Origin of the sequence: Burkholderia sp. JKS000303, from assembly GCF_002563755.1 — a bacterium.
Lineage (GTDB): Bacteria > Pseudomonadota > Gammaproteobacteria > Burkholderiales > Burkholderiaceae > Burkholderia > Burkholderia anthina_B.
This window is the reverse complement of the sequence record NZ_PDBZ01000001.1, coordinates 2,524,481-2,550,810: the sequence shown is the minus strand read 5'-3', so window position 1 is coordinate 2,550,810 and position 26,330 is coordinate 2,524,481. Positions and strand designations below refer to the sequence as shown.

The 26,330-nt window shown below is 68.5% G+C and carries 26 protein-coding genes; 11 read left to right on the top strand and 15 right to left on the bottom strand.

The window, feature by feature from the left end; genetic code table 11:
• Positions 1-17: 17 nt before the first annotated feature.
• The 9 genes from BX604_RS12330 (at position 18) to BX604_RS12290 (ending at position 8,497) form a co-directional block, all read left to right on the top strand.
• On the top strand, positions 18-779 hold the full coding sequence (locus BX604_RS12330) for a DUF3106 domain-containing protein (RefSeq protein WP_098551043.1): 762 nt from the start codon (positions 18-20) through the stop codon (positions 777-779).
• 6 nt (positions 780-785) lie between these two features.
• A complete protein-coding gene (locus BX604_RS12325) occupies positions 786-1,295 on the top strand; it encodes an RDD family protein (protein ID WP_098551042.1) in 510 nt (169 codons plus the stop codon).
• Between the two features lie 248 nt (positions 1,296-1,543).
• On the top strand, positions 1,544-2,482 hold the full coding sequence (locus BX604_RS12320) for a UDP-2,3-diacylglucosamine diphosphatase (protein WP_098551041.1): 939 nt from the start codon (positions 1,544-1,546) through the stop codon (positions 2,480-2,482).
• A gap of 30 nt (positions 2,483-2,512) precedes the next feature.
• A complete protein-coding gene (locus tag BX604_RS12315; RefSeq protein WP_098551040.1) occupies positions 2,513-3,547 on the top strand; it encodes a glycosyltransferase family 4 protein in 1,035 nt (344 codons plus the stop codon).
• Entirely contained in the window at positions 3,544-4,080 is a 537-nt protein-coding gene (locus tag BX604_RS12310; RefSeq protein ID WP_098551039.1) for a diacylglycerol kinase, read from the top strand. The genes BX604_RS12315 and BX604_RS12310 overlap by 4 nt, the downstream gene beginning before the upstream one ends.
• A 181-nt stretch (positions 4,081-4,261) precedes the next feature.
• Complete coding sequence (locus tag BX604_RS12305; RefSeq protein ID WP_098551038.1) at positions 4,262-5,017, top strand: TetR/AcrR family transcriptional regulator; 756 nt, start codon at positions 4,262-4,264, stop codon at positions 5,015-5,017.
• A complete protein-coding gene (locus BX604_RS12300) occupies positions 5,014-5,595 on the top strand; it encodes a TIGR00730 family Rossman fold protein (protein WP_098551037.1) in 582 nt (193 codons plus the stop codon). The genes BX604_RS12305 and BX604_RS12300 overlap by 4 nt, the downstream gene beginning before the upstream one ends.
• A 16-nt stretch (positions 5,596-5,611) precedes the next feature.
• On the top strand, positions 5,612-6,373 hold the full coding sequence (locus BX604_RS12295) for an SDR family oxidoreductase (protein WP_098551036.1): 762 nt from the start codon (positions 5,612-5,614) through the stop codon (positions 6,371-6,373).
• Between the two features lie 225 nt (positions 6,374-6,598).
• Positions 6,599-8,497, top strand: a complete 1,899-nt coding sequence (locus tag BX604_RS12290) for an ArnT family glycosyltransferase (protein ID WP_098552846.1) — start codon at positions 6,599-6,601, stop codon at positions 8,495-8,497.
• Between the two features lie 106 nt (positions 8,498-8,603).
• On the opposite strand, the gene BX604_RS12285 is transcribed toward BX604_RS12290, so the two are convergent.
• The 14 genes from BX604_RS12285 to BX604_RS12220 all read right to left on the bottom strand — a co-directional run bounded on the left by BX604_RS12285 (position 8,604) and on the right by BX604_RS12220 (position 24,541).
• Positions 8,604-9,221 (bottom strand): DUF924 family protein, encoded by a 618-nt coding sequence (locus tag BX604_RS12285; RefSeq protein WP_098551035.1) that lies wholly within the window; start codon positions 9,219-9,221, stop codon positions 8,604-8,606.
• Positions 9,218-9,949 (bottom strand): alanyl-tRNA editing protein, encoded by a 732-nt coding sequence (locus tag BX604_RS12280; RefSeq protein WP_098551034.1) that lies wholly within the window; start codon positions 9,947-9,949, stop codon positions 9,218-9,220. The genes BX604_RS12285 and BX604_RS12280 overlap by 4 nt, the downstream gene beginning before the upstream one ends.
• A gap of 103 nt (positions 9,950-10,052) precedes the next feature.
• Positions 10,053-10,463 (bottom strand): group II truncated hemoglobin, encoded by a 411-nt coding sequence (locus BX604_RS12275; RefSeq protein ID WP_098551033.1) that lies wholly within the window; start codon positions 10,461-10,463, stop codon positions 10,053-10,055.
• Between the two features lie 42 nt (positions 10,464-10,505).
• Entirely contained in the window at positions 10,506-13,010 is a 2,505-nt protein-coding gene (locus BX604_RS12270) for an ABC transporter permease (RefSeq protein WP_098552845.1), read from the bottom strand.
• 107 nt (positions 13,011-13,117) lie between these two features.
• On the bottom strand, positions 13,118-13,735 hold the full coding sequence (locus BX604_RS12265; protein ID WP_098551032.1) for a DUF4126 domain-containing protein: 618 nt from the start codon (positions 13,733-13,735) through the stop codon (positions 13,118-13,120).
• Positions 13,736-13,956: 221 nt separating this feature from the next.
• Positions 13,957-14,277, bottom strand: coding sequence for a quaternary ammonium compound efflux SMR transporter SugE (gene sugE, locus BX604_RS12260; protein ID WP_098551031.1), 321 nt, complete (start codon positions 14,275-14,277; stop codon positions 13,957-13,959).
• Positions 14,278-14,478: 201 nt separating this feature from the next.
• A complete protein-coding gene (locus BX604_RS12255; protein ID WP_098552844.1) occupies positions 14,479-14,763 on the bottom strand; it encodes a putative hemolysin in 285 nt (94 codons plus the stop codon).
• Positions 14,764-14,920: 157 nt separating this feature from the next.
• Entirely contained in the window at positions 14,921-15,619 is a 699-nt protein-coding gene (gene kdpE, locus BX604_RS12250; protein ID WP_098551030.1) for a two-component system response regulator KdpE, read from the bottom strand.
• Entirely contained in the window at positions 15,612-18,461 is a 2,850-nt protein-coding gene (locus BX604_RS12245; RefSeq protein ID WP_098551029.1) for a sensor histidine kinase, read from the bottom strand. Before BX604_RS12245 ends, kdpE begins: the two co-directional genes overlap by 8 nt.
• 142 nt (positions 18,462-18,603) lie before the next feature.
• Positions 18,604-19,185, bottom strand: coding sequence for a potassium-transporting ATPase subunit KdpC (gene kdpC, locus BX604_RS12240; protein ID WP_098551028.1), 582 nt, complete (start codon positions 19,183-19,185; stop codon positions 18,604-18,606).
• Positions 19,186-19,212: 27 nt separating this feature from the next.
• The gene (gene kdpB, locus BX604_RS12235) at positions 19,213-21,297 is read right to left on the bottom strand and encodes a potassium-transporting ATPase subunit KdpB (protein ID WP_098551027.1); all 2,085 of its coding nucleotides are present in this window, start codon (positions 21,295-21,297) and stop codon (positions 19,213-19,215) included.
• 55 nt (positions 21,298-21,352) lie between these two features.
• Complete coding sequence (gene kdpA, locus BX604_RS12230) at positions 21,353-23,158, bottom strand: potassium-transporting ATPase subunit KdpA (protein WP_098551026.1); 1,806 nt, start codon at positions 23,156-23,158, stop codon at positions 21,353-21,355.
• On the bottom strand, positions 23,155-23,247 hold the full coding sequence (gene kdpF / locus BX604_RS12225) for a K(+)-transporting ATPase subunit F (RefSeq protein ID WP_006752209.1): 93 nt from the start codon (positions 23,245-23,247) through the stop codon (positions 23,155-23,157). The genes kdpA and kdpF overlap by 4 nt, the downstream gene beginning before the upstream one ends.
• A gap of 319 nt (positions 23,248-23,566) precedes the next feature.
• Positions 23,567-24,541 carry a quinone oxidoreductase family protein gene (locus tag BX604_RS12220; protein WP_098551025.1) on the bottom strand — a complete coding sequence of 325 codons (975 nt, stop codon included), beginning with the start codon at positions 24,539-24,541 and terminating at the stop codon, positions 23,567-23,569.
• A 407-nt stretch (positions 24,542-24,948) separates the two neighbouring features.
• On the opposite strand from BX604_RS12220, the gene BX604_RS12215 reads away from it, so the two are divergent.
• Positions 24,949-25,302, top strand: coding sequence for a Rap1a/Tai family immunity protein (locus BX604_RS12215; RefSeq protein WP_098551024.1), 354 nt, complete (start codon positions 24,949-24,951; stop codon positions 25,300-25,302).
• A gap of 108 nt (positions 25,303-25,410) precedes the next feature.
• Positions 25,411-25,785: a T6SS effector amidase Tae4 family protein gene (locus BX604_RS12210; protein WP_098551023.1), complete on the top strand. Its 375-nt coding sequence runs from the start codon at positions 25,411-25,413 to the stop codon at positions 25,783-25,785.
• Positions 25,786-25,920: 135 nt separating this feature from the next.
• On the opposite strand, the gene BX604_RS12205 is transcribed toward BX604_RS12210, so the two are convergent.
• Positions 25,921-26,313: a methylglyoxal synthase gene (locus BX604_RS12205; protein WP_098551022.1), complete on the bottom strand. Its 393-nt coding sequence runs from the start codon at positions 26,311-26,313 to the stop codon at positions 25,921-25,923.
• Positions 26,314-26,330 lie beyond the last annotated feature (17 nt).

The following is a 26,330-nucleotide window of genomic DNA, read 5'->3' as shown; positions in this document are numbered from 1 at the left end:
ACGAGGGGATCGCACGGGTGAGTCAGAAGCGCGGCCTGGCCGTATTTTTCGGATGCGTGATTGCGATCGCCGTTTCCTACGTCGCCACCTATTCGCGATTCAACCCGCCCCCCGCGACGGTCTCCGCCGCGGCCAGCAGCGCGCCCGCGCCGACCTCGGCCGCCACCGGACTGACCACCGAGCTCCCGCAACTGCCCCTGCCGCTGCCGGCCGCCAACGGCCCGCTGTCGTGGGCGCGCCTGACGCCCGCGCAGCATGCGGCACTCGCGCCGTTCGCCGATCAATGGGACGGCTTCAGCGACGCCCGCAAGCGAAAATGGCTGAAAATCGCATCGCGTTTCGCGAAATTGACGCCTGATGCACAAAAGCGCCTGCAGGACCGGATGTCCGAGTGGGTGCGGATGACGCCCGAGCAGCGTCGCGTCGCGCGCGAGAACTACCAGAGCGCGAAGGAGCTGTCCGCTCAGGCGCGCGAGCGCGCGTGGAAGGCCTATCAGCAACTGCCCGAAGATCAGAAGGAACGCCTCGCGGCGGCCGAGCGCCGCCGCCGGCCGAGCGTCGTCAGTGCGCCGCCGACCGTCGCCGACCGCGACGTGCGCCGCCTCGTCAATTCGCACGCGCATCCGGCCAGCAATCCGGCACCGGTGCCCGCCCCCGCGTCGGCCGGCGCAGGCGCGCCGCCTGCCGCCGCCTCGTCCACGTCGGGCACCGCCCCGGCGCCGGCTGCCGTCACGCCCGTGTCGCCCGCCGACGCCCCGTCGCTCTTCAAGGGCTCCTGAGCGTCCGTGGCGAACGCCCTCGCGCCCCAGGCCCCGGCCGTCGCCACGCCGTCCGTGCGACGACGCCTCGCGGCGCTGCTGTACGAAGCCGTGCTGCTGTTCGGCGTCGTGTTCTTCGCGGGGCTCGCGTTCGGTCTCGCGACGCAGCAGCGCAACGGCCTCGTTCATCACAACCTCCTCGCCGCGTGGATCGCGCTCGTCGTCGGCATGTATTTCGTCTGGTTCTGGACCCACGGCGGCCAGACGCTGCCGATGAAGACGTGGCGGCTGCGGCTCGAGTCGTCGAACGGCCGGCCGCTGAATGCCGCTCACGCGCTCGTCCGCTATGCGCTCGGCTGGCTGTGGTTCCTGCCGCCGCTCGCGCTGCACCCGCTGCTTGGCCTGTCGGTGCCCGTCACGCTCGCGCTCGCTGCCCTCTGGGTCGCGGCGTGGGCCGGTGCGGCCCGCCTGCACGGCGATCGCCAGTTCCCGCACGACCGTATCGCCCGTACGCGCATCGTCGCCCTTCCACGCTGACCGGCTCACGCGCCGCCGCGACCGCCCGCGCGCATCCATCAGACGAAAACCCGTGAAGACGCTTGCGCGGCCGCCCCGCGCGGCTTGCCCGCCGACGAAAAATCCGTCGGTTCGGCAGGTTACGCAACGTCGCAGCACTCACTGCTAAACACGCCGCAACGACAGTAATAAGAACGTCTCGTGACTGTCACGGCGCAGTCACGCCCGCATGGCGCAATGCCTGTACTGTCAACCGGCGCGAGTCATGCATGGGCCAGAAAACGTCCGCGACCTCCCTGTTCCGTCAACCGCTCGGCGCCCGCGCCGCTACCGCCTTCCTGTCCGGGTCGGCCACCACCGACGCACTGTCGTCGGATGAGCCCCCTGCCACGCATGCCACGCGGCACGACGACCCCGACTCGTCCACCCATCGTTACCGCACCATCTGGCTGTCCGACATCCATCTCGGCTCGAGCGGCTGCCAGGCGCCGTACCTGCTCGACTTCCTGCGCCACAACGACTCGGAATACCTGTACCTCGTCGGCGACATCATCGACGGCTGGCAACTGAAGAAGGGCTGGTACTGGCCGCAGGCGCACAACGACGTCGTGCAGAAGATCCTGCGCAAGGCGCGCAAGGGCACCCAGGTCGTCTACATCCCCGGCAATCACGACGAAGGCGCGCGCCAGTTCTGCGACCTCGCGTTCGGCGACATCCAGGTGCGCGGCGAGGCCTTTCACACGACGCTCGCGGGCAAACGTTTGTGGATCGTGCACGGAGACCTGTTCGACGGCGTGATCCAGCACGCGAAATGGCTCGCTTACCTCGGCGACACGCTCTATACGCTGATCCTCGTGCTGAACCGCTGGTTCAACCGGATCCGCAGCCGCCTCGGCTTTCAGTACTGGTCGCTGTCGCAGTACCTGAAGCACCAGGTGAAGAACGCGGTCAACTTCATCTCGCAGTTCGAGACCGTGATGACCGACGAAGCGCGCCGTCGCGGCTGCGACGGCGTCGTGTGCGGACATATCCACAAGGCGGAGATCCGCGACATCGACGGCGTGCTGTACTGCAACGACGGCGACTGGGTCGAAAGCCTGTCCGCACTCGTCGAAACGACGGAAGGCGAACTGAAGATCGTCTACTGGACGGCGATGCACGCCGCGCCCGCCGCCGCCCCGTCGCGCAAAGCCAAGGCCACCGCCTGACACAACCCCACTTACAGGACACATGCCGCGATGAAGATCATGATTGTCACCGACGCGTGGGAACCGCAGGTCAACGGCGTCGTACGCACGCTGAAGAGCACGACGCACGAACTCACCGCGCTCGGCCACCGGGTCGAAATGCTGACGCCGCTGGAATTCCACACGCTGCCCTGCCCGACCTATCCCGAGATCCGCCTGTCGATCCTGCCGTACCGCAAGCTGCGCGCGCGGATCGACGCGTTCGCGCCCGACGCGCTGCACATCGCGACCGAAGGCCCGCTCGGCCTCGCCGCGCGACGCTATGCGCGCGCCCGCAAGCTGCCGTACACGACCGCGTATCACACGCGCTTTCCGGAATACGTGCAGGCGCGCTTCGGCATCCCGCTGTCGGCAACCTACAAGTTCCTGCACTGGTTCCACGGGCCGTCGCTCGCGGTGATGGCGCCGACCCCGGTCGTGAAGCAGGACCTCGAGAAATTCGGCTTCACGAACGTCGTGCTGTGGACGCGCGGCGTCGATCTCGACATCTTCCGGCCGATGGAGTCGAAGGTGCTCAATACCGCGCGACCGATCTTCCTGTACGTCGGCCGCGTCGCGATCGAGAAGAACGTCGAGGCGTTCCTGCGGCTGGACCTGCCCGGCTCGAAGTGGGTCGCGGGCGAAGGTCCCGCGCTCGCGGAACTGAAGTCGCGCTACCCGGAAGCCAACTATCTCGGCGTCCTGTCGCAAGCGGAGCTCGCCAAGGTGTATGCTGCGGCCGACGTGTTCGTGTTTCCGAGTCGCACCGACACGTTCGGCCTCGTGCTGCTGGAGGCCCTCGCTTGCGGCACGCCGGTTGCCGCGTATCCCGTGACGGGCCCGATCGACGTGCTCGGCGGGGGCGATGCCGGCGCAATGCACGAGGACCTGCAGGAAGCCTGCCTCGAGGCGCTGAAGATCGAACGCGAAACCGCGCGCGCATGGGCGGAACGCTTCTCGTGGCGCGCGGCGTCCGAGCAGTTCGCGTCGCATCTGAAGCCGCTGCCGAAGACTGCGTACTCGCCCGCCGAAGGTGCCGCCGTTTGAAACGAGACCTGAACGACAAGACCCCGCCCCCTGCCACCGCGGCGCAACCGCATCGGCCGTTCGACGAAGAAGAGCCGCCCGCCGACGCGGACGCGCATCCGCACGAACCGTTCGGCCCCGACGATCGTCTGGCGCCGCTCGCGCCGAACCCGTACAAGCGCCACCGCGGCATCACCCGCGCGTGGTACGCGCTCAAGCATTCGCTGAACGGCTTTCGCGTCGCGATCCGCGAGGAGAGCGCGTTTCGCCAGGAACTGACGCTCGCCGTGGTGATGCTGCCGATCGGCGCGTTCTCGCCGGTCCCGGCCGCCTCGCGCGCGCTGCTGATCGGCTCGGTGCTGCTCGTGCTGATCGTCGAGTTACTGAACTCGAGCGTCGAGGCCGCGATCGACCGCATCTCGCTCGAGCGCCATGAGTTGTCGAAGCGCGCGAAGGACCTCGGCAGCGCCGCGGTCACGGTCGCGCTGTTCGCGTGCTTGACGACGTGGGGCTTCGTGCTGGGCCCGGTCGTCGCGCACTGGCTCGGCTTCTAGCGGGCGTCTGCATGCGGCGGCGCACCATGCGCCGCCCGCATTGCAATGACGAAATGCGCCCGATGTAAGGAAACCGCGGTTTATAATCGTCCGCTAGACATAGAACAGCAACCCGCGCCGGACGAATCTCGCAGCATCGATTGCAGCGCCCGCCAGTCCGGCACACACAGGGCCGGACGACATGGAAGCGAAACCTCCCCGCCGCACGCGCGAACGGATTCTCGAGTTGTCGTTGAAACTCTTCAACGAGATCGGCGAGCCGAACGTCACGACCACGACGATCGCCGAGGAAATGGAAATCAGTCCAGGCAACCTGTACTACCATTTCCGCAACAAGGACGACATCATCAACAGCATCTTCGCGCAGTTCGAGCAGCAGATCGAACGGCGGCTGCGCTTTCCCGAAGATCACCGTCCGACGATCGACGAAACCTGGTCGTACCTGCAGTACATGGCCGATTTCATGTGGACCTACCGGTTCCTGTATCGCGACCTCAACGACCTGCTCGCGCGCAACCGCACGCTCGAAACGCACTTCAAGCAGATCATCAGCCACAAGGTCCGCTTCGCGCACGACATGTGCGAATTGCTGGTGTCCGACGGCGAACTGGTCGCGACGCCCGCCGAGATCGAAGTCATCGCCACCAACATGGCCGTGATCTCCACGTACTGGCTGTCGTATCAGTACGTGATGCATCCGCGCAAATACAACGACCAGGATGCGATCCGCGAAGAGCTGCACCAGGTGAGCATGCACGTGATCTCCGTCATGGCACCCTACCTGCGCGGCCGCTCGCGCCAGCTGTTCGACGATCTCGTCTCCGGCAAGCTGCCCAAGCGCGAATTCACCGACTACCTGCCGCCGCGCGACGGTTCGCCGCGCCCGGCCGGCAGCCCGGTCGTCGCGAAGCCCGCCACCAAGGATACGAAACAATGAAGGCAGTCTGCGTTTACTGCGGCTCGTCGTCCGGCGTGCGGCCGGTCTATGCGGACGCCGCGCGCGCGTTCGGCCGCGCGCTCGTCGAGGCGGACCTCACGCTCGTCTACGGCGGCGGCCGCGTCGGCCTGATGGGCGTGATCGCCGATGAAGTGATGGCGATCGGCGGCCGTGCCGTGGGCGTGATCCCCGAGCTGCTGGTCGACAAGGAAGTCGGCCATACGGGGCTGTCCGAACTGCACGTCGTGCCCGACATGCATCACCGCAAGAAAATGATGGCCGACCTCTCCGACGCGTTCGTCGCGATGCCCGGCGGCGCCGGCACGCTCGAGGAACTGTTCGAGGTCTATACGTGGGCGCAGCTCGGCTATCACCGCAAGCCGGTCGCGGTGTACAACATCGATGGCTTCTACGATCCGCTGATCGCGCTGCTGCGCCATACGGTCGATGAAGGCTTCATGCGCCCGGCCTATTTCGACGCGCTGTGCGTCGAGTCCGAACCCGTCGCGCTGATCGACCGGCTGCAGCATTATCAGCCGCCCGTCCGCGACAAGTGGGCGCCCGACGCAGCCAAGTAACGCTCATCGCAAACCCATGACCGCACCGTCCGATCGCAAGGCCGTCCTCATCACCGGCGCCAGCCGCGGCATCGGCCGCGCGACCGCCGTGCTCGCCGCCGCGCGCGGCTGGGACGTCGGCGTCAACTACGCGCGCGACGCGGCCGCGGCCGAGCTGACCGCGCAGGCCGTTCGCGACGCAGGTGCACGCGCCTGCGTCGTGGCCGGCGACGTCGCGAACGAAGCGGACGTCATCGCGATGTTCGACACGGTTGCGGCAGCGTTCGGGCGCCTCGACGCGCTCGTCAACAACGCGGGCATCGTCGCGCCGTCGATGCCGCTCGCCGACATGCCGGCCGACCGGCTGCGGCGGATGTTCGACACCAACGTGCTCGGTGCGTATCTGTGCGCGCGCGAAGCCGCCCGCCGGTTGTCCACCGACCGCGGCGGCCGCGGCGGCGCGATCGTCAACGTGTCGTCGATCGCGTCCCGGCTCGGTTCGCCGAACGAATACGTCGACTACGCCGGATCAAAGGGCGCGGTCGACTCGCTGACGATCGGCCTCGCGAAGGAACTCGGCCCCCACGGCGTGCGCGTCAACGCGGTGCGCCCCGGCCTGATCGAAACCGAAATCCATGCAAGCGGCGGCCAGCCGGGCCGGGCGGCCCGCCTCGGCGCCCAGACGCCGCTCGGCCGCGCGGGCGAGGCGCAGGAGATCGCCGAAGCCGTCGTCTGGCTGCTCAGCGATGCGGCGTCCTACACGACGGGCGCCCTGCTCGACGTCGGCGGCGGCCGCTGACCGCGCCGCCGGGCGGTAAACATCGCCCGCTGAAACAATCCGTCGTCACGGCACCACAAATCTCCACAATATCGTGACAGTTTCAGTAAACATCAGTAACAATTCCGTGCTCTACTAGCGCCAAGCCAAACAGCCGGGTCATCCGGCTGTCATGTCGCTTCGACGCGACCCTATCGGTCCCGGCCCATGTCGCCGGACCGGCCCGACCCGACCGAGATCTTTTCCATGCCAGGTTCCGCAGCGCCCGGCCGGCGACGCACGTCCGTGCCCGCTTCGGCTCCTCATGCCCGATCAGCCGCCGATCCCGACTTCGGCGCGACGCTCGATGCCGCCGGTACGCCGGCCGTGACGGGAGCGGGCGCCGCAGCGCATGCGGCGCGCGAACGCGTCGCCCGGCTCGGCTGGCAGGCATGGCTGCTGGTCGCCGCGCTGGTCTGCGCGTACACGCTGCCGGGCGTGCTCGGCCACGATCCGTGGAAGCAGGACGAAACCTATACGTTCGGCATCATCCAGCACATGCTCGAGACCGGTGACTTCGTCGTGCCGACCAATGCCGGCCTGCCGTTCATGGAAAAGCCGCCGCTCTACGCATGGGTTGCGACGAGCCTCGCGTGGCTGCTGCAGCGCGTGATGCCGCTGCACGACGCGGCACGGCTCGCGAGCGCGCTGTTCGCGGCGCTCGGGTTCGGTTTCATCGCGCGCGCGGCACACAGCGCGCACCGCACGGACAGCTGGCTCGACCTGCGCGTGATCGGCCCCGTCGTGCTGAGCGCAGGCACGCTGGTCGTGATCAAGCACGTGCACGACATGATGACGGACGTCGCGCTGTTCGCCGGCACCGCGATGGGCTTCTGCGGCATGCTCGAACTCGTGATGCAGCACGTCGCGCGCGCGCAGCAAATGCGGCACGGGCTGCCGGTGCGGCCGTCCGGCCGCTGGGCCGCGCCGATCTTCGGCGCAGGCGTCGGCATCGCGCTGATGGCGAAAGGCCTGTTCGTACCGCTCGTGTTCGCGGCCACGCTCACGGGCGTGCTCGTGCTCTACCCGGCCTGCCGCACCCGCGCGTTCGCACGCTCGCTCGGCGTCGCCGCGCTCGTGTTCGCGCCGTTCGCGCTCATCTGGCCGACCGCGCTGTTCCTGCGCTCCGAGACGCTGTTCATGACGTGGTTCTGGGACAACAACGTCGGTCGTTTCTTCGGCTTCTCCGTGCCGCAACTCGGTGCGGAAAACGACAAGCCGTTCTTCATCCTGCATGCGTTCCTGCTGGTCGGTTTCCCGGTCGCGCCGCTCGCGATCGTCGCGCTGGCGCGCGGCGCCTGGCGCGACTGGCGTACGCCGCGCATCGCCCTGCCCGTGCTGTTCACCGGCATCGGCCTCGCGGTGCTGCAAGTGTCCGCGACCTCGCGCCAGCTCTACATCCTGCCGTTCTTCGCGCCGCTCGCGCTGGTCGCCGCACAGGCGATCGACCGGCTGCCGCACGGCCTGCATCTCGCGTGGGACTACCTGAGCCGCCTGCTGTTCGGCACGGTCGTCGCACTCGCGTGGGTGATCTGGGCGGTAATGGCCGATCCGCGCGCATCGCACGCGGACCTGGCGCTGCTCGGCCGCTGGCTGCCGCTCGACTGGACAATGCCGATCGTGCCCGGGTTCGTGATCGGCGCGCTCGTGCTGACGGCCGGCTGGCTGTGGCTGCTGCCGAAGCTGCGCACGACCGGCCGGTGGCGCGGCGCGCTGTCGTGGGGCGCGGGCGCGCTGGTTGCCTGGGGCCTCGTGTACACGCTGCTGCTGCCGTGGCTCGACGTCGCGAAGAGCTACCGGTCGGTGTTCGAAGACCTGAACGCGCATCTCGCGCTCGAATGGAACGACGGCGACTGCATGGCAAGCCTGCACGGGCTCGGCGAGTCGGAAGCGCCGATGCTGTACTACTTCTCCGGCATCCAGCACACGCCGATCAACGACGCGAAGGCGACGCGCTGCACGTGGATGATCGTCCAGGGTGTACGGGCAGTCGATCCCACACCCGGCAGCGAATGGAAACTGTTCTGGACCGGCGCGCGGCCGGGCGACAACGAGGAACTGCTGCGCGTGTACGTGCGCACGCCGGAAGCGCGCGCGATACCGTAATGCAAGACGGCGCCCACGGGCGCCGTCGTCATTTTCGGCAGAGGCGCCCCCCGCATTCGCCGCACGCACGCGGCTTCATGCCCGCCCCGCCGCGTGCCCCGACGCGTCAGAACGACGAACCAGGCTCGCGCAGAAATGCCGTTTCCGCGTCGGTCGACGCACGGCCGAGAATCGCGTTCCGGTGCGGGAAGCGCCCGAAGCGTTCGACCACGGCCGCGTGCCGCAACGCGAAGTCGTGATAGCTCTCGCACCCGGCTTCCTCACGAATGCCCGCACACAGACGCACGGCCTCGCGCTGGCTCTCGTGCGACTCGTCATGTTCGAACGGCAGATACGCGAACGCGCGGTGATGGCCGCTCGGCAATTGCGCATCCCAACCGGCCGCGACGACGCGGCGCGCGAGCGCCAGCGCCTTCGGGTCGGCAGCAAACGCGCGCGGCGTGCCGCGATGAATGTTGCGGGAAAACTGGTCGAGCACCACGATCAGCGCGAGCGCACCCGACGGCGAGTCGGCCCAGCGGTCGCAGGCACCGTCGCAGGCGGCGTCGAGCAAGGCGCCGTAGCGCGTGCGCAGCGCGTCGTCGAACGCCGCGCCGCCGTTGAACCAGACCTTGCGTGCGTGGCCGAACTCGGCCGAATCCGGCGCACCGAACCAGAAATCGAGAATCTCGCGGGCTTGCGGATCCAGCGCCGCGGCGCCATCCGTCAGGGTGTCGATCGTCATGCAAACTCCAGTACGAGGCGCCGTGTCCGCGCGCTCTTCTTTTCCAGTTTGGCGACCCGCAGGTCGCCGATTTCCGACGTATTGCGCACGTGCGTGCCGCCGCACGGCTGCAGGTCGACGCCGGCGATGCGCAGCAGCCGCACGCGGCCCAGCCCCATCGGCGGCTTCACGCTCATCGTGCGCACCAGTTCGGGCCGCTCGGCCATCTCGGCGTCGGTGATCCATTCGGTCGTGACCGGATGCGCGCCACGGACGAAGCCATCGAGGCGACGCTCGACGTCGTCGCGGTCGATCGGATCCGACGTCGCGAAATCGAGGCGCACGTACTCGGCCGTCACGCTGCAGCCGTCGACCGGATACGGCAGCACCGCGCACATCAGGTGCGCGGCCGTGTGCAGCCGCATGTGCCGGTAGCGGCGCAGCCAGTCGATGTCCGCGACCACGCGCGCGCCGGACGCAAGCGCCGCCAGTTGCGCTTCCTGTCCCGCAGCGGGCACGTGCACGGCGTCGTCGGGGGTCGCGCCGTCGAACTTCGCCTTGCGCGTGTCGGCGATCGCGATCGTGCTGCCGTCGGACAGCGTCAGCGTGCCGCTGTCGCCGGCCTGCCCGCCCCCAAGCGGATAGAACACGGTGCGGTCGAGCCGGATGCCGTCATCGCCGACGGCCGCGACGACGGCGTCGCATTGCGTGAGGTAGGCGTCTTCGCGAAACAGTGCGTGGGTCGTCATCGGGCGAACCTCGTATCAATGGGGAAACGGTCAGTGTCGCGCCGCACCGGACAGGCGCCCAGACGCAGATCGTCCAGCACCCGGACAGCAGCGTACCGGTCGATCAACCGGGTCGGTTGCGCATCCAGTCGGCCGTGTCGTAAAACGAATGCATGAGCCGCTCGCGCAGCGGCTCGGGCAACCTGATGTCCTCCATCGCCCACGCCATGCAGCGCAGCCACTGGTCGCGCTCGACCGACGCGATCGGGAACGGCAGGTGCCGTGCGCGCAGCCGCGGATGGCCGAAGCGGCTGATGTAGTGGTCGGGGCCGCCGAGCCAGCCGCACAGGAACCAGAACAGCTTGTCGCGCGAGCCGTCGAGCGACGCCGGATGCAGCGCGCGAATCTCCGCGAACTCGGGCTCGAGATCCATCAGGTCGTAGAAACGGTCCACCATCTCGCGCACGCGGGCTTCGCCGCCCACGAGCTCGAACGCCGTCGGCTGCGACGGCGCATCATCATTCACATCGGTCATACGGATAATCGGAAACGGGATAATCGGGGCCGCCGGCAACGCTCAGGCGTCGCGCAGCGACTGCAGCGCGGGGCGCCGCAACACATTATGCAGGCTCAGCCAGCCGGCCGCAGCGGCGCATGCGACGCCGGCCGCGATGCCGGCCGGCACGAGCCACGGATCGACCGCGAGCCGGAAATCGAACACGCGCGACGCGAGCACCCAGCCGACCGCGATGGCGCCCGCCGATGCCAGCGCGCCTGCCAGCGCGCCGACAACGATGAATTCCGCGCGCTGCACCGCATTGACCTGCGCGCGCGACGCGCCGAGCGCGCGCAGCAGCGCGGCCTCGCGCACGCGCTCGTCGCGCGAGCCGGCCAGCGCGGTGTACAGCACGAGCACGCCCGCCGCGAGCGTGAACGCGAACAGGAACTGCACGGCGCCCACCACCTGCAGCATCATCCGCTGCAGTTGCGCGAGGATCGGCGCGACGTCGATCGCGGTCAGGTTCGGGTAGCGCGCGATCAGCGGATCGAGCAGCGCCGCCCGATCGGCCGGCAGATGGAAACTCGTCAGGTAGACGGCCGGGAAATCCTTCAGCACGGGCGGCGGCATCAGCACGAAGAAGTTGACGCGAAACGTGCCCCAGTCGAGCTTGCGCACGCTGGTGATCGGCGCATCGACCGTCAGCCCGGTCACGTCGAAGCGCAGCACGTCGCCCGGCTTCACCTTCAGCGTCTTCGCGAGCCCCGCCTCGATCGAGATCTGCGGGGTGGCCGACGTGCCGAACCAGTCGCCGGCGACGATCCGGTTGTCGGATGGCAGTTCGGTCGTGTACGACAGGTTGAATTCGCGGTCGACGAGCCGGCGCGCTTCGTCGGACGGATACGCATCCGGGTTCACCGGCTTGCCGTTGATCGCGACGAGCCGGCCGCGCACCATCGGCGCAGGCACCGCATCGCGCACGCCGTGCGCGACCAGCCACGCCGCGACGTCGTCGCGCTGGTCGGGCTGGATGTCGATCAGGAACTGATTCGGCGCATCGGGCGGCGTCGACTCCCGCCAGCCGGCGACGAGGTCGTTGCGCGTGATCGCGATCAGCAGCAGGCACATCAGGCCCAGCGCGAGCGCGGTGATCTGCAGCGCGCTGGCCGTGCCGCGCCGGTGCAGCGACGCGAGCGCATAGCGCCAGCCGATGCCCGCGGCCACGCGCGCATTGCGCACCGCACGCGCGGCCGCGTACAGCACGAGCCGGGCGATCAGCGCGAACCCGACCAGCGCGGCGGCGAAGCCGCCCGCGACGATCAACCCGAGCTTCAGGTTGCCCGCGGCGACGATCAGCAGCCCGGCGAACAGCACGACGCCGATCGCATAGGCGGCCCACGCGGTGCGCGACGCGTCGCCCCAGTCGCGCCGCAGCACGCGCACCGGCGGCACGCGCGTGAGCGGCGCGAGCGGCGGCAGCGCGAAGCCGAGCAGCAGCACCAGCGCGGCGCCGATGCCGACGAGCGCCGGCCACAGCGTCGGCGCCGGCAGCACGACGTCGATCAGGCTGCCGAGCGCCGCCAGCAGCGCCCAGTGGCCGCCGTAGCCGAGCAGCGCGCCGGCGACACCCGACACGACGCCGATGCCGACGAATTCGAGCGCGAACAGCGCGCCGAGCGTGCGGCGGCTCACGCCGAGGCAGCGCATCGTCGCGCAGCCGTCGAGATGGCGCCGCATATAGCGCTGCGCGGCCATCGCGATCGCGACCGCCGCGAGCAGCGCGGTCAGCAGCGCAACGAGCGTCAGGAAATGGCGCGCGCGATCGAGCGTCTGCCGCACCTGCGGCTGCCCTTCCTGCAGCGATTCGAGTCCGACGCCGCGCAGCTTGCCGCCGTCGACGCGCCCGTGCGCATACGCCTCGAAGCGTGCGACGGCCTGCGGGTCGCCGGCCACCAGCAGCCGGTACGTGACGCGGCTGCCATAGCCGACGAGCCCGGTCGCGGCGAGTTCGTCTGCGCGCATCATCAGCCGCGGCGAAAAATTGACGAACGAGAAACCGCGATCGAGCTCGCGGGAAATGGATGCGGCGACCGTGAACGTGCGTAGCCCGACGCGCACGGTGTCGCCCGCTCGCAGATGCAGGGCATCGAGCAGCGCGGGATCGGCCCACACGGTGCCGGGTGCCGGAATCGCGCTCGCCTTGTGCGCGGCGGCAACGCCTGCCGGCACGATTTCGACCGCACCGCGCAGCGGATACCCGGACGACACGGCCTTCACGGCCGCCAGGCGCGTGGGCGCGGCATCGCTCGCCTGCCCGCCCGCGGCCGCTGCGATCATGCTCGGGAAAATCGCGGTCGTCGCGGTACGCAGGCCGAGTGCGTGCGCCTCGCGATCGAACGACGGATCGACGGGATGATCGGCGCGCACGACGAAGTCGGCGCCGAGCATCTGGCGCGCGTCGCGCTCGAGCCCCTGGCGCAGCCGGTCGGCGAGAAAACCGACGCTCGTCAGCGCCGCGACCGCGAGCACCAGCGCCAGCACCAGCAGCGTCAGCTCGCCGGCGCGCCAGTCGCGCGCGGTCATCCGCGCGGCCTGGCGGATCAGGTCGTGCCAGCCGAAACGGCCGGCGTGGCCGCGCGGCCCGGTTGGAGGCGAATCAGCGTGCTGCCGCTCGACGGACGACTGCGCCTTCAATCGCGCTTGCCCCCGATCGAGTTGAGCCGCGACACCATATGGTTCGCCATCCCGCGAAACCCGCCCGACACGCCGCGCCACAAACGCGGCAGCGCCCACGCCGACGCGACGATGAACGCGGCGAGCAGCACAAGGAACGCCAGCGGGACGAAAAACGCGAGCGCGAGGCCACCGAACACGAGACCGTCCTCGGTCGACGATGCGATCCAGTTCGAGATCGGTTCGGGAGACAGGTTGATCAGTGCGCGCGTGCCGGCCTTCGTGATGTGCGCGGCACCGGCGAGCGAACCGCCGGCCAGCCCGGCGATCGCGAGCATGGTCGGATCGGCATGGCCGAGCGCACCGGCGGCCAGCACCGCGCCGGCCGGAATGCGGATGAACGTATGCACGGCGTCCCACAGTGAATCGAACGCGGGAATCTTGTCGGCGAGGAATTCGGTGACGGCAAGCACGGCTGCGGCGCCGATGACCCACGGCGACGTGAGAACGGCGAGCGTATCGGGCAGATGAAGCCAGCCGGCCCGCGCGAGCACGCCGGCGATCAGCACCGTCAGGTAAAGGCGCAGCCCGCTCGCCCACGCGAGCCCCGCGCCGAGCGAAATGGCTTCGATCATGGCCCTCTCCTTGCACTTTCCGTGCGCTTTGCCGATTGATCGGATCGGGTCGCATGACCGGCCGCGCGGCGCGTGGCGACCGGCGCCGCCCGCCGGGGGCGGCGCAACGGCATTCAGGCCCGAATGCGTTCCATTATAGACAGGCTCTCAGGATGGCCGGCGCAATTCCGCAGTGCGTCACGGCCGGGCGACCGGGCGCCGGCGCGCCCGGCTTGCCGGCCTCAGGCGGCCGACGACAGCTTCAGGCCGATCAGCCCGAGCACGATCAGCGACGCGCTCGCGACGCGGGCGACGGTCAGCGCCTCGCCCATCATCACGATGCCGAACACGAACGCGCCGACCGCGCCGATGCCCGTCCACACCGCATACGCCGTGCCGAGCGGCAACTGGCGCATCGCGACCGCGAGCAGGCCGAAGCTGGCCAGCGCCGTCACGATCGTAAACACCGACGGTCCGAGCCGCGTGAACCCCTCGGACGACTTCATGCCGGCCGCCCAGGCCACTTCCAGCAAACCGGCGATAAACAACAATACCCACGCCATCTCGACGTACTCCGTATCGGATGGGGCCGTCCCCGTTGAAGCGAATGACCCGGGGTCGTCCCCGGGCGGCGCCGAGTATAACAAGATGCTTACGGGCGCGCCGGATGCTACCGGCCCGAATCGAACGGGGCATCCGGCCGCAGCACGGCCCGGCGGGCATCGGTCTGCCTGCCGGGCCCGGCCGTTCCGCCGTTCAACCGCTCAGTTCGACACGCGCTTGGCAGCCGCGCCGCCGACGCAGCGGTCGTCGCGATACAGCGCCCATTCGTCGCATACGCGGCCGTCCTTGAACACGCACATCCCGACCTGCCCGCGTGGCAGGCTGCGGATCACGTGACGGCCGCCGAGTTTCTCGCAGTTGACCGACGCGGGATTGGCGAGCGCGGCCTGCGACGACGACGGTTGCTGACCGGGGGGAAGCGGCTGCGCGAACGCGCCGGGCGCAGCGAGCGCCAGCGCACAGATGACGACCAGACGGACGGACATTGCACGCTCCTCGATTTCGTTCTCGGAACGGTCAGCATAGCGGGGAATCGGCAACCGGTGTGTGCGGCCGTCTCGCGCGCCGGCACTGTCGCGCCGGAGCAACTTCGACACCGGACGCGCTTGCTTTCCGGCCGCGAACATACGCAGTGCCGACGCGTTACGCAGCGCCGACGAGCCGGTAGCCGACGCCCGTCTCGGTCACGATGTGCTCCGGCTGCGCGGGATCGCGTTCGAGCTTCTGACGCAGATGCGCCATGTAGATGCGCAGATAGTGATGGCTCTCGACGTGCGACGGCCCCCATACGTCGCGCAGCAGCTGGCGGTGCGTGAGCACGCGCCCCGCGTGCCGCACGAGCGTCGCGAGCAGCCGGTATTCGAGCGGCGTCAGGTGCACGATCTCGCCGTCGCGCCAGACCTGGCGCAGCGCGAGATCGACAGTCACGGTGCCGAAGCTCACCTTCGGCGACTCGCTCGCGCCGCCCTGGTTGCGCCGGCGCAGTTGCGCGCGCATCCGTGCACGCAACTCGGACACGCCGAACGGCTTGGTCAGGTAGTCGTCGGCGCCCGCGTCGAGCGCGGCAACCTTCTCCTCTTCCTGCGTGCGCGCGGACAGCACGATCACCGGCACCTCGGACCAGCCGCGCAACTCGCGGATCACGTCGAGGCCGTCGGTATCGGGCAGGCCGAGGTCGACGATCACCAGGTCGGGCTTGCGCGTCGCCGCGTCGATCAGCCCCTGCTTGCCCGTCTCCGCCTCGAATACGGCGATGTCCTCCTCTTCGAGCGCGGCGCGCACGAAGCGGCGGATCTGTTTTTCGTCCTCGATCAGGACGACGGTCAGGCTCGGTTCACTCATGGTCTGGCAATGGCTCGGATGGGGACGATGCGCCGGGTGCGTCGATATCGTCTTCGGGTACGGCGGGCACGGCCGGCGGCGTATCGACCGGCAGCGTGAACCAGAAGCGCGCCCCCGTCACGCGGCCGTCGGGCCCGGTACGGTTGAGTGCGCCGATTCTACCGCCGTGCGCCTCGACGATCGCGCGGCAGATCGCGAGGCCGAGCCCGATGCCCGGCGTCGCCGACTCCTTCTCGCCGCGCGTGAACTTGTCGAAGATCCGCGTCTCCATCCCGGCCGGCAGGCCCGGGCCGTGATCGTCGACGTGCACGCGCACGTACGGTTGCCCGTCGTCGGTCACACACTCCGCGCCGATGTCGAGCGGCGCGCCCGACGGCGTGTACTTCGCCGCGTTCTCGAACAGGTTCGTGAAGAGCCGCTCCATCAGCACCGCGTCCATCCGCAACAGCGGCAGGTCGGCCGGCAGCGACACGCGCGCGGGATGGTGCGCGAGCACGCGCTTGCATGCGGCCAGCGCCGCGCCGACGGTTTCCTCGAGCAGCGACCACTGGCGCTTGAGCTGCAGGCTGCCGGCCTGCAGCCGCGCCATGTCGAGCAGGTTCGTGACGATGCCGGTCATGCGCAGCGCCTCGTCGTGGATCGCATCGACGAGCTCGCCTTCGCGCTGCGCGCTGCGCTCGGCCACAGCGTCGTCGGTCTGCGTGCGCGGCGCGGCCGCGCGCGCATTCGCGAGCATCGACGAGAAGCCGACGATCGTCGTGAGCGGCGTGCGCAGGTCGTGGGAAATCGCCGACAGCAGCGAGTTGCGCAGCCGCTCGGACTCCATGTTGACGAGCGCATCGCGCGCGATCTCGACGTAGTGCACGCGCTCCAGCGCGAGCGCGATCTGCGCGGCGAACGCGTCGAGCATCCGCTGCTGCTCGGGCACCTCGAGTTCGCGCGGCTCGCGCGACGCCACCGCGAGCACGCCGCGCGTGCGCATCGGCGCCTTCAGCGGCAAGTACAGCGCGGCGGTCGCGGGCAGCGTGTCGGTCCCGCGGCCGGCCGCCTTCTGCTGGTCGTACACCCACTGGCCGACGTCGCTGTCGAGTTCCGCGCCCGTCAGCGTGACGGCCGCATCGGGATCCTCGATCTTCTGCCGGACCTGGTCCGCGCTGTCGGGCAGCAGGAACGCGACGCGCGCGCGGAACACCTCGCCGACGTGGCGGCTGCCGATCTCGACGATCTGCTCGGTCGTCAGCGCTGCGCCCAGTTCGCGCGCCATTGCATAGATCGCACCGGTGCGGCGTTCGCGGCGCTGTGCGACGCTCGCCTGGCGCGTGAGCGTCGACGTCAGGTGGCTGATCACGAGCGACGTCAGCAGCATCCCGAAGAAGGTCAGCAGGTATTGCGTATCGCTGACCGAGAACGACATGCGCGGCGGCACGAAGAAGAAGTCGAACGCGGCGACCGACAGGAACGACTGCAGCACGCCCGGGCCGCGCCCGAGCCGCACGGCCGAGAACACGACGCCGAGCAGGTACAGCATCACGAGGTTCGTGAGGTCGAGCCGCTCGGACACGATGCTCGCAATGACGGTGATCGCCGCGCAGATCGCGGCCGCGTACGCGTAGTGCCGCGGCGGCGAGCGGTGCGTGCCGAACTGCGCGAACGCATTGCGCCAGTCGCGCACGCGCGGGTCGAGCGGCGCCGCGCGCGCGTCGTCGCTCGCCGACGCGCGGATCAGCATCAGATCGACGTCGCCCGCGCGTTCGGCCAGCTTCTCGCCGAACGGCCGCATGAAGCGGCGCGCGAGCCCGACCTTCGGCGAGCCGCCCGCGACGACCTTCGACACGTTGCGCACCTTCGCATAGCCGATCAGCGCGGCGACCGCATCGTCGCCGGCAAGCGTGGCCGTCTCCGCGCCGAGCTCGGCCGCGAGCTTCAGCGCATCGAGCGTGCGCTGCCGCTGCGCGTCGGGCAGCCGCTGCAGCCGCGGCGTCTCGACGTACACGGCGATCCAGTCGGCCTTCACGCTCGCGGCGAGCCGTGCGGCCGCGCGCACGAGCGTCGGCGCCTCGGGGCCTGGCCCGACGCACACGAGCAGCCGCTCGCGCGCCTGCCAGATGCGCTGGATCGAGCGATCCGCGCGGTACTCGCGCATCTGCGCGTCGACACGATCGGCCGTGCGCCGCAACGCCAGTTCGCGCAGCGCGATCAGGTTGCCCTTGCGGAAGAAGTTGCGCACCGCGCGTTCGGCCTGCTGCGCGAGATAGACCTTGCCGTCGCGCATCCGCTCGAGCAGTTCCTCGGCCGGCAGGTCGACCAGCGTGACCTCGTCGGCCGCGTCGAACACGCGGTCGGGCACGGTCTCCCACACGCGGATGCCGGTGATCGCGCCGACCACGTCGTTCAGGCTTTCAAGGTGCTGGACATTGACGGTCGTGTACACGTCGATGCCCGCGTCGAGCAGTTCGTAGACGTCCTGCCAGCGCTTCAGGTGCCGCGCGCCCTGCACGTTCGAATGCGCGAGTTCGTCGACGAGGATCAATTGCGGCGCACGCGCGAGCGCGCCATCGAGATCGAACTCGGCGAGCGAGCGGCCGCGATAGTCGATGCGCGCGAGCGGCAGCACGTCCAGCCCGTCGAGCAGCGCGGCGGTTTCGCTGCGGCCGTGGGTCTCGACGATGCCGACGACGACGTCGACGCCGTCCTGCAGGCGCTGGCGCGCGGCCTGCAGCATCGCGTAGGTCTTGCCGACGCCGGCGGACGCGCCGAAGAAGATCTTGAGCTGGCCGCGCCGCTGCTTTTCTTCGTCGCGCTGCAGCTTGTCGAGGAGTTGGTCTGGGTCGGGGCGGTTCATGCGTCGGGAAGGCAAAGCGCCGGGTTACGCGCGAGTACAGGCATTGTTGTTCCAAATCGCCACAAAGGCAAAGACGGCGCAAGCGCCGTCGGTCACCAATCGGGGCCGGCGCGCAGCAAGCCGCGCCGGGCTGCCCCGGCGTTCAGTGCGCAGCCTGCGCCGCGTCGAGCGCGAGGTTCAGCTTGAGCACGTTCACGCGCGGCTCGCCGAGCACGCCGAACTGGCGGCCCGTCGTGTTCGCGGCGACGAGCTGCGCGACCGCGTCCGGCGTCAGGTTGCGCGCCTTCGCGACGCGCTCGACCTGGTACGCGGCGGCAGCCGGCGTGATCTCCGGATCGAGACCGCTGGCGGACGCCGTCACGAGGTCGACCGGCACCGGCTTCGACAGGTCGGTGCCGGCGTCGCGCAGCGCGGCGATGCGCCCCTTCACCTGGTCGGCGAGCGACGGGTTCAGCGGGCCGAGGTTCGAGCCGCCCGAGCCGGCCGCGTTGTACGGCATCGGCGACGTGGCCGACAGCCGGCCCCAGAAATACTTCGGCGCATCGAACGACTGGCCGATCAGCGCGGAGCCGACCACCTTGCCGTCCTGCTCGATCAGGCTGCCGTTGGCCCGCGACGGAAACACGGTCTGGCCGATCACGGTCATCACGGCCGGGTAGGCGAGCCCCGTCACGGCGGTCAGTACGACAAAGATCACGACGAGCGGGCGAATCAACGTTTTCATGATGGGTCTTCCTTCAAATGCCGCGCATCAGGCCCAGCCGAGCGCGGCGAGCGTCATGTCGATCAGCTTGATGAACGGGAACGGCAGCAGCACGCCGCCGAGGCCGTACACCAGCAGGTTGCGGCGCAGCAGCGACGCCGCGCCGAGCGGCCGGTACGTGACGCCCTTCAGCGCGAGCGGGATCAGCGCGACGATGATCAATGCGTTGAAGATCACCGCCGACAGGATCGCCGACGCCGGCGACGTCAGATGCATGATGTCGAGCACGCGCAGTTGCGGGTACGTCGTCACGAACGCGGCCGGGATGATCGCGAAGTACTTCGCGATGTCGTTCGCGATCGAGAAGGTCGTCAGCGAGCCGCGCGTCATCAGCATCTGCTTGCCGATCTCGACGATCTCGATCAGCTTGGTCGGATTCGAATCGAGGTCGACCATGTTGCCGGCTTCCTTCGCCGCCTGCGTGCCGGTGTTCATCGCCACCGCCACGTCGGCCTGCGCGAGCGCCGGCGCGTCGTTGGTGCCGTCGCCCGTCATCGCGACGAGCCGGCCGGCCGCCTGGTGCTCGCGGATCGTCGCGAGCTTGGTTTCCGGCGTCGCTTCCGCGAGGAAGTCGTCGACGCCCGCTTCCGCCGCGATCGCCGCGGCCGTCAACCGGTTGTCGCCCGTCACCATCACGGTCTTGATGCCCATCTTGCGCAGTTCCGCGAAGCGCTCCTTGATGCCGCCCTTCACGATGTCCTTCAGCTCGATCACGCCGAGCACGCGTGCCGCGCCGTCATGCAGGTCGGCCACGACGAGCGGCGTGCTGCCGCGGCGCGCGACGTCGTCGACCGCGCGACGCACCTCTTCCGGGAAGCGGCTGCCGTGCGTCTCGACGTAGCGGCGGATCGCATCGGCTGCGCCCTTGCGGATCTCGCGCCCTGGAAGATCGACGCCGCTCATCCGCGTCTGCGCGGAGAAGCCGAGGAACGTCGCATGCAGTTGCGCCATGTCGCGCTGGCGGATGTTGAAACGTTCCTTGGCCAGCACCACGATGCTGCGACCTTCCGGCGTTTCGTCGGCGAGCGACGACAGTTGCGCGGCATCGGCCAATGCCTCCTCGGTCACGCCCGGCGCGGGCACGAACGTCGATGCCTGGCGGTTGCCGAGCGTGATCGTGCCGGTCTTGTCGAGCAGCAGCACGTCGACGTCGCCTGCCGCTTCCACCGCGCGGCCCGACGTCGCGATCACGTTCGCCTGCATCATCCGGCTCATCCCCGCCACGCCGATCGCCGACAGCAACCCGCCGATCGTCGTCGGGATCAGGCACACCAGCAGCGCGACGAGCGCGGTGATCGTCACCACGTGGCCGGCCTTCATCGCCTCCACCGAGAACATCGAGAACGGCAGCAGCGTCGCGGTCGCGAGCAGCATCACGATCGTCAGCGCGACCAGCAGGATCGTCAGTGCGATTTCGTTCGGCGTCTTCTTGCGCTTCGCGCCTTCGACCATCGCGATCATCCGGTCGAGAAACGCTTCGCCCGGATTGACCGCCACCCGCACGACAATCCAGTCGGACAGCACGCGCGTGCCGCCCGTCACCGACGAGAAGTCGCCGCCCGATTCGCGGATCACCGGCGCGGATTCGCCGGTGATCGCCGACTCGTCGACCGACGCGACGCCGTCGACGACTTCGCCGTCGGCCGGGATCACGTCGCCGGCCTCGACCAGCACGACGTCGCCGCGGCGCAGGTCGGACGCGGTCATGACGCGGATCGGCGACTTCGGATGCGGCTCGTTGAGCTTCTTCGCCATCACGTCCTTCTTCGCGCTGCGCAGCGATGCGGCCTGCGCCTTCGAGCGCCCTTCCGCGAGCGCTTCGGCGAAGTTAGCGAACAGCACCGTGAACCACAGCCACAGCGCGATCGCAAGGATGAAGCCCGCGGGTGCCTCGGCCTGGCCGACGAGCGCCGCGATCCACAGGATCGTGGTGAGGATGCTGCCGACGTACACGCAGAACATCACCGGGTTGCGGAACTGCGTGCGCGGCGTGAGTTTCTTGAACGAGTCCACGATCGCCGGACGCAGCAGCGCCGGATCGAACATGGACCGTGTTGCGGAATGTTGAGTCATTGCGATCTCTTCAATCTCTTCAGTCTTTTCAAGGTGTCGCCATGCGGGCGCGCGTTCACGCGCCCAGCCACATCATCAGATGCTCGACGCCGGGGCCGAGCGCGAGCGCCGGCACATAGGTCAGCGCGCCCACCAGCATCACGGTGCCGAGCAGCAGCACGACGAACAGCGGGCCGTGCGTGGGCAGCGTGCCGCTCGTCACGGCGATGCGTTTCTTCGCGGCGAGCGAGCCGGCGATCGCCAGCACCGGCACGATCGTGCCGAAGCGGCCGAACCACATCGCGATCGCGGTCATCCAGTTGTAGAACGGCGTGCCGACCGTCAGGCCCGCAAACGCGCTGCCGTTGTTGTTCGCGGCCGAGCTGAACGCGTACAGGATTTCCGAGAAGCCGTGCGGGCCCGGGTTCGCGATGCCGGCCTTGCCCGCATCGGCAAGTACCGCGATCGACGTGCCGACCAGCACGAGCAGCGGCGTGAGCAGCACGACGATCGACACCATCTTCATCTCGTACGACTCGATCTTCTTGCCGACGTATTCCGGCGTACGGCCGATCATCAGGCCCGCCACGAACACCGCCAGCAACGCGAACACGAGCATCCCGTAGAGCCCGGAGCCGACGCCGCCATAGATCACCTCGCCGAGCTGCATCAGCAGCATCGGCACGAGACCGCCGAGCGGCGTCAGCGAATCGTGCATCGTGTCGACCGCACCGCACGACGCGGCCGTGGTCGCCACTGTGAAGATGCCGGTCTGCGCGATCCCGAAGCGCGTTTCCTTGCCTTCCATGTTGCCGCCCGGTTGCAGCGCGCTCGCCGACTGGTCGACGTGCAGCGCGGCGAACGTCGGGTTGCCGGCCTGCTCGGCGCTCACCTCGACGCCGATCGCGACCGCGAACGCGACCGTCATCGCCGCGAGCACCGCGACGCCCTGCCGGCGGTCGCCGATCATGCGGCCGAACACCAGGCACAGCGCGGCCGGGATGATCAGGATCGCGAAGATCTGGATGAAGTTCGAGAACGGCGTCGGGTTCTCGTACGGATGCGCGGAGTTCGCGTTGAAGAAGCCGCCACCGTTGGTACCGAGCATCTTGATCGCTTCCTGGGATGCCACCGGACCCATCGCGAGCGTCTGCTTCGTGAGCGGCGTCGGCACCGTCACCGGGTTGCCCTTGTCGTCCTTCACCGGGTTGCCCTGCGCGTCGAGCTTCGGCGCCGCGTAGGTGCTCGTCTGCAGCACCGGCACATCCTGGTACGCCTTCATGTTCTGGATCACGCCCTGGCTCATCAGCAGCGCAGCGATCACCACCGCCATCGGCACGAGCACGTACATCGTGACGCGCGTGAGGTCGACCCAGAAGTTGCCGATCGTCTGCGCGGTGTGACGCGCAAAGCCGCGAATCAGCGCGATCACGACGACGATGCCGGTGGCCGCCGACAGGAAGTTCTGCACGGTCAGGCCGAGCATCTGCGTCAGGTAGCTGACCGTCTGTTCGGGCGTGTAGTCCTGCCAGTTCGTGTTGGTGACGAAGCTCACCGCCGTGTTGAACGCGCCGTCGGCCGTCATCGCGCCGAATTGCTGCGGATTGCCCGGCAGCAGGCCCTGCAGCCGCAGCAGGCCGTAAAGGAACAGCGCGCCGAGCGCGTTGAACGCGATCGTTGCGATCGCGTACTGCCTCCAGTTCATTTCGGTGCCGGCATCGACACCGGCGATGCGGTACAGCGCGCGCTCGAGCGGGCCGAACACGCGCACCACGCGCGAGCTGCCGTCCATCACGTTCGTCAGGTAGCGCGCGCACGGCACGGCTGCCGCGAGCAGCACGACGATGAACAGCAGCGTCTGCAACAGATTGTTCGCGTTCATTCGATGTCCTCCGCGCGCAGTAGCGCAAAGACGAGATACGCGAACAGCAGGGCCGTCGAGGCACCCGCCAGCCAAAGCATCCAGGTCATGCGCGTCCCCCGCGGCCGTATTGCGAAAGCTTCTCGCAACCGGCAAGCAAACCGAGGATCAGCGCGGTGAATAGCACCAGTGCGCCGATGAAAACCCCATCCATTTTTGTGTTCTCCGTCGTCGAAATCAGACGACTAGAACCTTATGGGAACGCGCGTAAAGGACGGGTCAAAGGTGCTCGGGCGGATATAAAAAACGTGTAAACGCGTGAAGCGGGGGGAACAGCGGACGGGGCGTCGGGCGGGACAGGAGACAGGACGGACGGCACGCCGGTGCCGCCCGGGGCGTGCCGGCGTGAGGCCGGCACGAAGGGATGCGTCAGGGAACCAAAATCGTCGAGCCAGTCGTCTTGCGTGACTCGAGATCGGCGTGCGCGCGGGCGACTTCCGCGAGCGGATAACGCTGGTTGATGCTCGTCTTCACCTTGCCCGACAGGATCACGTCGAACAGCTCGGCGGCCGCGGCTTCGAGATCGGCGCGCTTCGCGATGTACGAGAACAGCGTCGGGCGCGTGAAAAACAGCGAGCCGCGCGACGAGAATTCCTTCGAGTCGATCGCCGGCAGCGGGCCCGACGCATTGCCGAAGCTCACGAAGTAGCCGAGCGGCGCGAGGCAGTCGAGCGAACCGATGTACGTGTCCTTGCCGATCGAATCGTAGACGACCGGCACGCCCGCGCCGTTCGTGATCTCCTTCACGCGCTGCGTGAAGTTCTCGCGCGTATAGACGATCGGATGATCGCAGCCGTGCGCCTTGGCGAGCGCGGCCTTCTCGTCGGAGCCGACCGTCCCGATCACGGTCGCGCCGAGCGCCTTCGCCCACTGGCATACGAGCAGGCCGACGCCGCCGGCCGCCGCGTGGATCAGGATCGTGTCGCCGGCCTTCACCGGGTACGTACGGCGCAACAGGTAGTGCGCAGTCAGGCCCTGCAGCATCACCGATGCCGCGTCGTCGTAGCTGATTCCGTCCGGCAGCTTCACGAGCCGCTCGGCCGGCATCACGCGCTCCTGCGCATAGGCGCCCGGCGGCTGCCCGACGTAGGCGACGCGATCGCCCGCCTTCAGCGTGCTCACGCCTGCGCCGACGGCCGTCACCTCACCCGCCGCTTCCATCCCGAGGCCGCCGGGCAGTGGTTGCGGATAAAGGCCCGTGCGGAAATACACGTCGATGTAGTTGAGCCCGACCGCGTGCTGCCGGATGCGGACTTCGCCCGCCTTCGGCTCGCCGACCTCGACATCGACCCACTTCATCACGTCGGGGCCGCCCGGCTGGTCGTATCGGATTGCTTTCGGCATCGTTTCGCTCCTTGTCTGTCTGGAAATCGGGTTCGGCAAACGCGTCGATGCCGCTCAAAAGCGATGCATGCAGACGCGGGGCTCAGCGCGTGATTCTCGCGCGTCGCGCATGGTCATGCAGCGCGTCGTCGAAATCCCTTCACGTCCGTAGGGTTTTCGCGGAAGACGGATGGCACGACGTCCAGCTGGTCGCCGTTATTGGTGCATGGCGCACATGCCAAGCGCAACACTCTGTCATCTTCAAGTCACGACCTGCAGGATGGATGAAATGGCCGCCGGGCAAGCGACGGCAAAGCGCTGTCGCCTGGCGGACCCGTGTGCCGTGCCTCGCAGTGGCGCATCGAAGGAAATTGAAGGGAAGACGGCCGTGCTATTTTGCTTTTCGCCGAATCCACGAGCCCCATGCCATGAACGTCTTTGTCATCCGAAGTGTGTTTGTTTTCGCGTCGTTGTCGGCAAGCATCGGCATCGCACACGGCGCCGCGCTACCGCGTGTCGACGGCATCCGACTACTCAACGGTATGAGTCGCGCCGACAACACGCCGTACGCCGACGCCGAGCGTCACGCCATGACCGGTTATCTGGCCGGCGTGGCCGATACCTCCGAAGGCAAGGACTGGTGCGACAACGGGCGCGTCAAACCGGGAGAAATCGATTCCGAAGTACTCAGCGATCTCCGGAAGCTGCCGAACGTTGCGTTGCGGGCAAACGCAGCAGGACTGGTCACCCGCATCCTGCGACAAAAATATCCTTGCCGTTGATCGGAGAACATTTGTTTGAAACCACACTTTTCTTTGCTGAGCAGCCACTACCCGAACAACAGAACCGTTTCGCGGGAAGCGCTTTACGAAGCGCTGGGCTGACAGGACCTGATCTCCAATCCGTCGTATGCCAATACCTGCGCCATCCGGGTCAGCCTGGCGCTCGTCAGGAGCGGCATGACATTGCGTGGCGGGCTCGTGATTCAGAAAGGTCCGCACCGGGGTCGGCGCATTGAAGCCGGACAAGCCAGACTGGCCAGAATACTGGCAGAGCCGGCGTATTTCGGCAAAGCCGAAGTGTTCCGGCGGGACGACGCGGCAGCCGGCATTGCCGGCAGAAAAGGCGTAGCGGCGTTCCGGAATATCCCAGGCTACATGAACGGCCGTGGCGGCCACATCGACCTGATTGACTGTGCACGCGCCCTCTGCAGCTCGGATTGCTACTGGACGGCATCGACCGTGTGGTTCTGGCCGCTACGATGACCACCGGTCCCCGATCTCGCCCGTCGCAACCGGCACCCATATCGACACACCGCCCCCTTAATGCTCGGCGTCACCTGTCGCATCCTCCACGCGGCAGATGAGGTCGAGTGGGCGCGCTCATCCGTGGTCGGCGCCCTAGCAAACGTCCTGCATGTTCCGCGCCAGATCGTCGAGCAGCATCCGCGCGGTCGCCACGTTGGTCGCCACCGGCACGTCGTGCACGTCGCATGCGCGCACCAGCGCGGTGATGTCAGGATCGTGCGGCTGCGCGGTCATCGGGTCGCGCAGGAACACGACGATGTCGATGCGGCCGTCGGCCAGCTCCGCACCGATCTGCAGGTCGCCGCCGAGCGGCCCCGACAGCTTGCGCTCGACCTCGAGCCCGTGCGCGGCGGCGATGCGCCCGCCGGTCGTGCCCGTCGCGACCAGCCGGCATTGCGCGAGCGTCGTGCGGAACTGGCCTGCGAGTGCGACGATCTCGTCCTTCTTCGCGTCGTGCGCAATCAATGCGATGCGGGGTTTGCTCATCTCCGGTTCCTTCGTGT

Coding starts and splice junctions, on each gene's coding strand:
- BX604_RS12320 (WP_098551041.1), top strand. CDS start 1,544: ATGGGCCAGAAAACGTCCGCGACCTCCCTGTTCCGTCAACCGCTCGGC.
- BX604_RS12315 (WP_098551040.1), top strand. CDS start 2,513: ATGAAGATCATGATTGTCACCGACGCGTGGGAACCGCAGGTCAACGGC.
- BX604_RS12305 (WP_098551038.1), top strand. CDS start 4,262: ATGGAAGCGAAACCTCCCCGCCGCACGCGCGAACGGATTCTCGAGTTG.
- BX604_RS12300 (WP_098551037.1), top strand. CDS start 5,014: ATGAAGGCAGTCTGCGTTTACTGCGGCTCGTCGTCCGGCGTGCGGCCG.
- BX604_RS12295 (WP_098551036.1), top strand. CDS start 5,612: ATGACCGCACCGTCCGATCGCAAGGCCGTCCTCATCACCGGCGCCAGC.
- BX604_RS12290 (WP_098552846.1), top strand. CDS start 6,599: ATGCCAGGTTCCGCAGCGCCCGGCCGGCGACGCACGTCCGTGCCCGCT.
- BX604_RS12285 (WP_098551035.1), bottom strand. CDS start 9,221: ATGACGATCGACACCCTGACGGATGGCGCCGCGGCGCTGGATCCGCAA.
- BX604_RS12280 (WP_098551034.1), bottom strand. CDS start 9,949: ATGACGACCCACGCACTGTTTCGCGAAGACGCCTACCTCACGCAATGC.
- BX604_RS12275 (WP_098551033.1), bottom strand. CDS start 10,463: ATGACCGATGTGAATGATGATGCGCCGTCGCAGCCGACGGCGTTCGAG.
- BX604_RS12270 (WP_098552845.1), bottom strand. CDS start 13,010: ATGACCGCGCGCGACTGGCGCGCCGGCGAGCTGACGCTGCTGGTGCTG.
- BX604_RS12265 (WP_098551032.1), bottom strand. CDS start 13,735: ATGATCGAAGCCATTTCGCTCGGCGCGGGGCTCGCGTGGGCGAGCGGG.
- sugE (WP_098551031.1), bottom strand. CDS start 14,277: ATGGCGTGGGTATTGTTGTTTATCGCCGGTTTGCTGGAAGTGGCCTGG.
- BX604_RS12255 (WP_098552844.1), bottom strand. CDS start 14,763: ATGTCCGTCCGTCTGGTCGTCATCTGTGCGCTGGCGCTCGCTGCGCCC.
- kdpE (WP_098551030.1), bottom strand. CDS start 15,619: ATGAGTGAACCGAGCCTGACCGTCGTCCTGATCGAGGACGAAAAACAG.
- BX604_RS12245 (WP_098551029.1), bottom strand. CDS start 18,461: ATGAACCGCCCCGACCCAGACCAACTCCTCGACAAGCTGCAGCGCGAC.
- kdpC (WP_098551028.1), bottom strand. CDS start 19,185: ATGAAAACGTTGATTCGCCCGCTCGTCGTGATCTTTGTCGTACTGACC.
- kdpB (WP_098551027.1), bottom strand. CDS start 21,297: ATGACTCAACATTCCGCAACACGGTCCATGTTCGATCCGGCGCTGCTG.
- kdpA (WP_098551026.1), bottom strand. CDS start 23,158: ATGAACGCGAACAATCTGTTGCAGACGCTGCTGTTCATCGTCGTGCTG.
- kdpF (WP_006752209.1), bottom strand. CDS start 23,247: ATGACCTGGATGCTTTGGCTGGCGGGTGCCTCGACGGCCCTGCTGTTC.
- BX604_RS12220 (WP_098551025.1), bottom strand. CDS start 24,541: ATGCCGAAAGCAATCCGATACGACCAGCCGGGCGGCCCCGACGTGATG.
- BX604_RS12215 (WP_098551024.1), top strand. CDS start 24,949: ATGAACGTCTTTGTCATCCGAAGTGTGTTTGTTTTCGCGTCGTTGTCG.
- BX604_RS12205 (WP_098551022.1), bottom strand. CDS start 26,313: ATGAGCAAACCCCGCATCGCATTGATTGCGCACGACGCGAAGAAGGAC.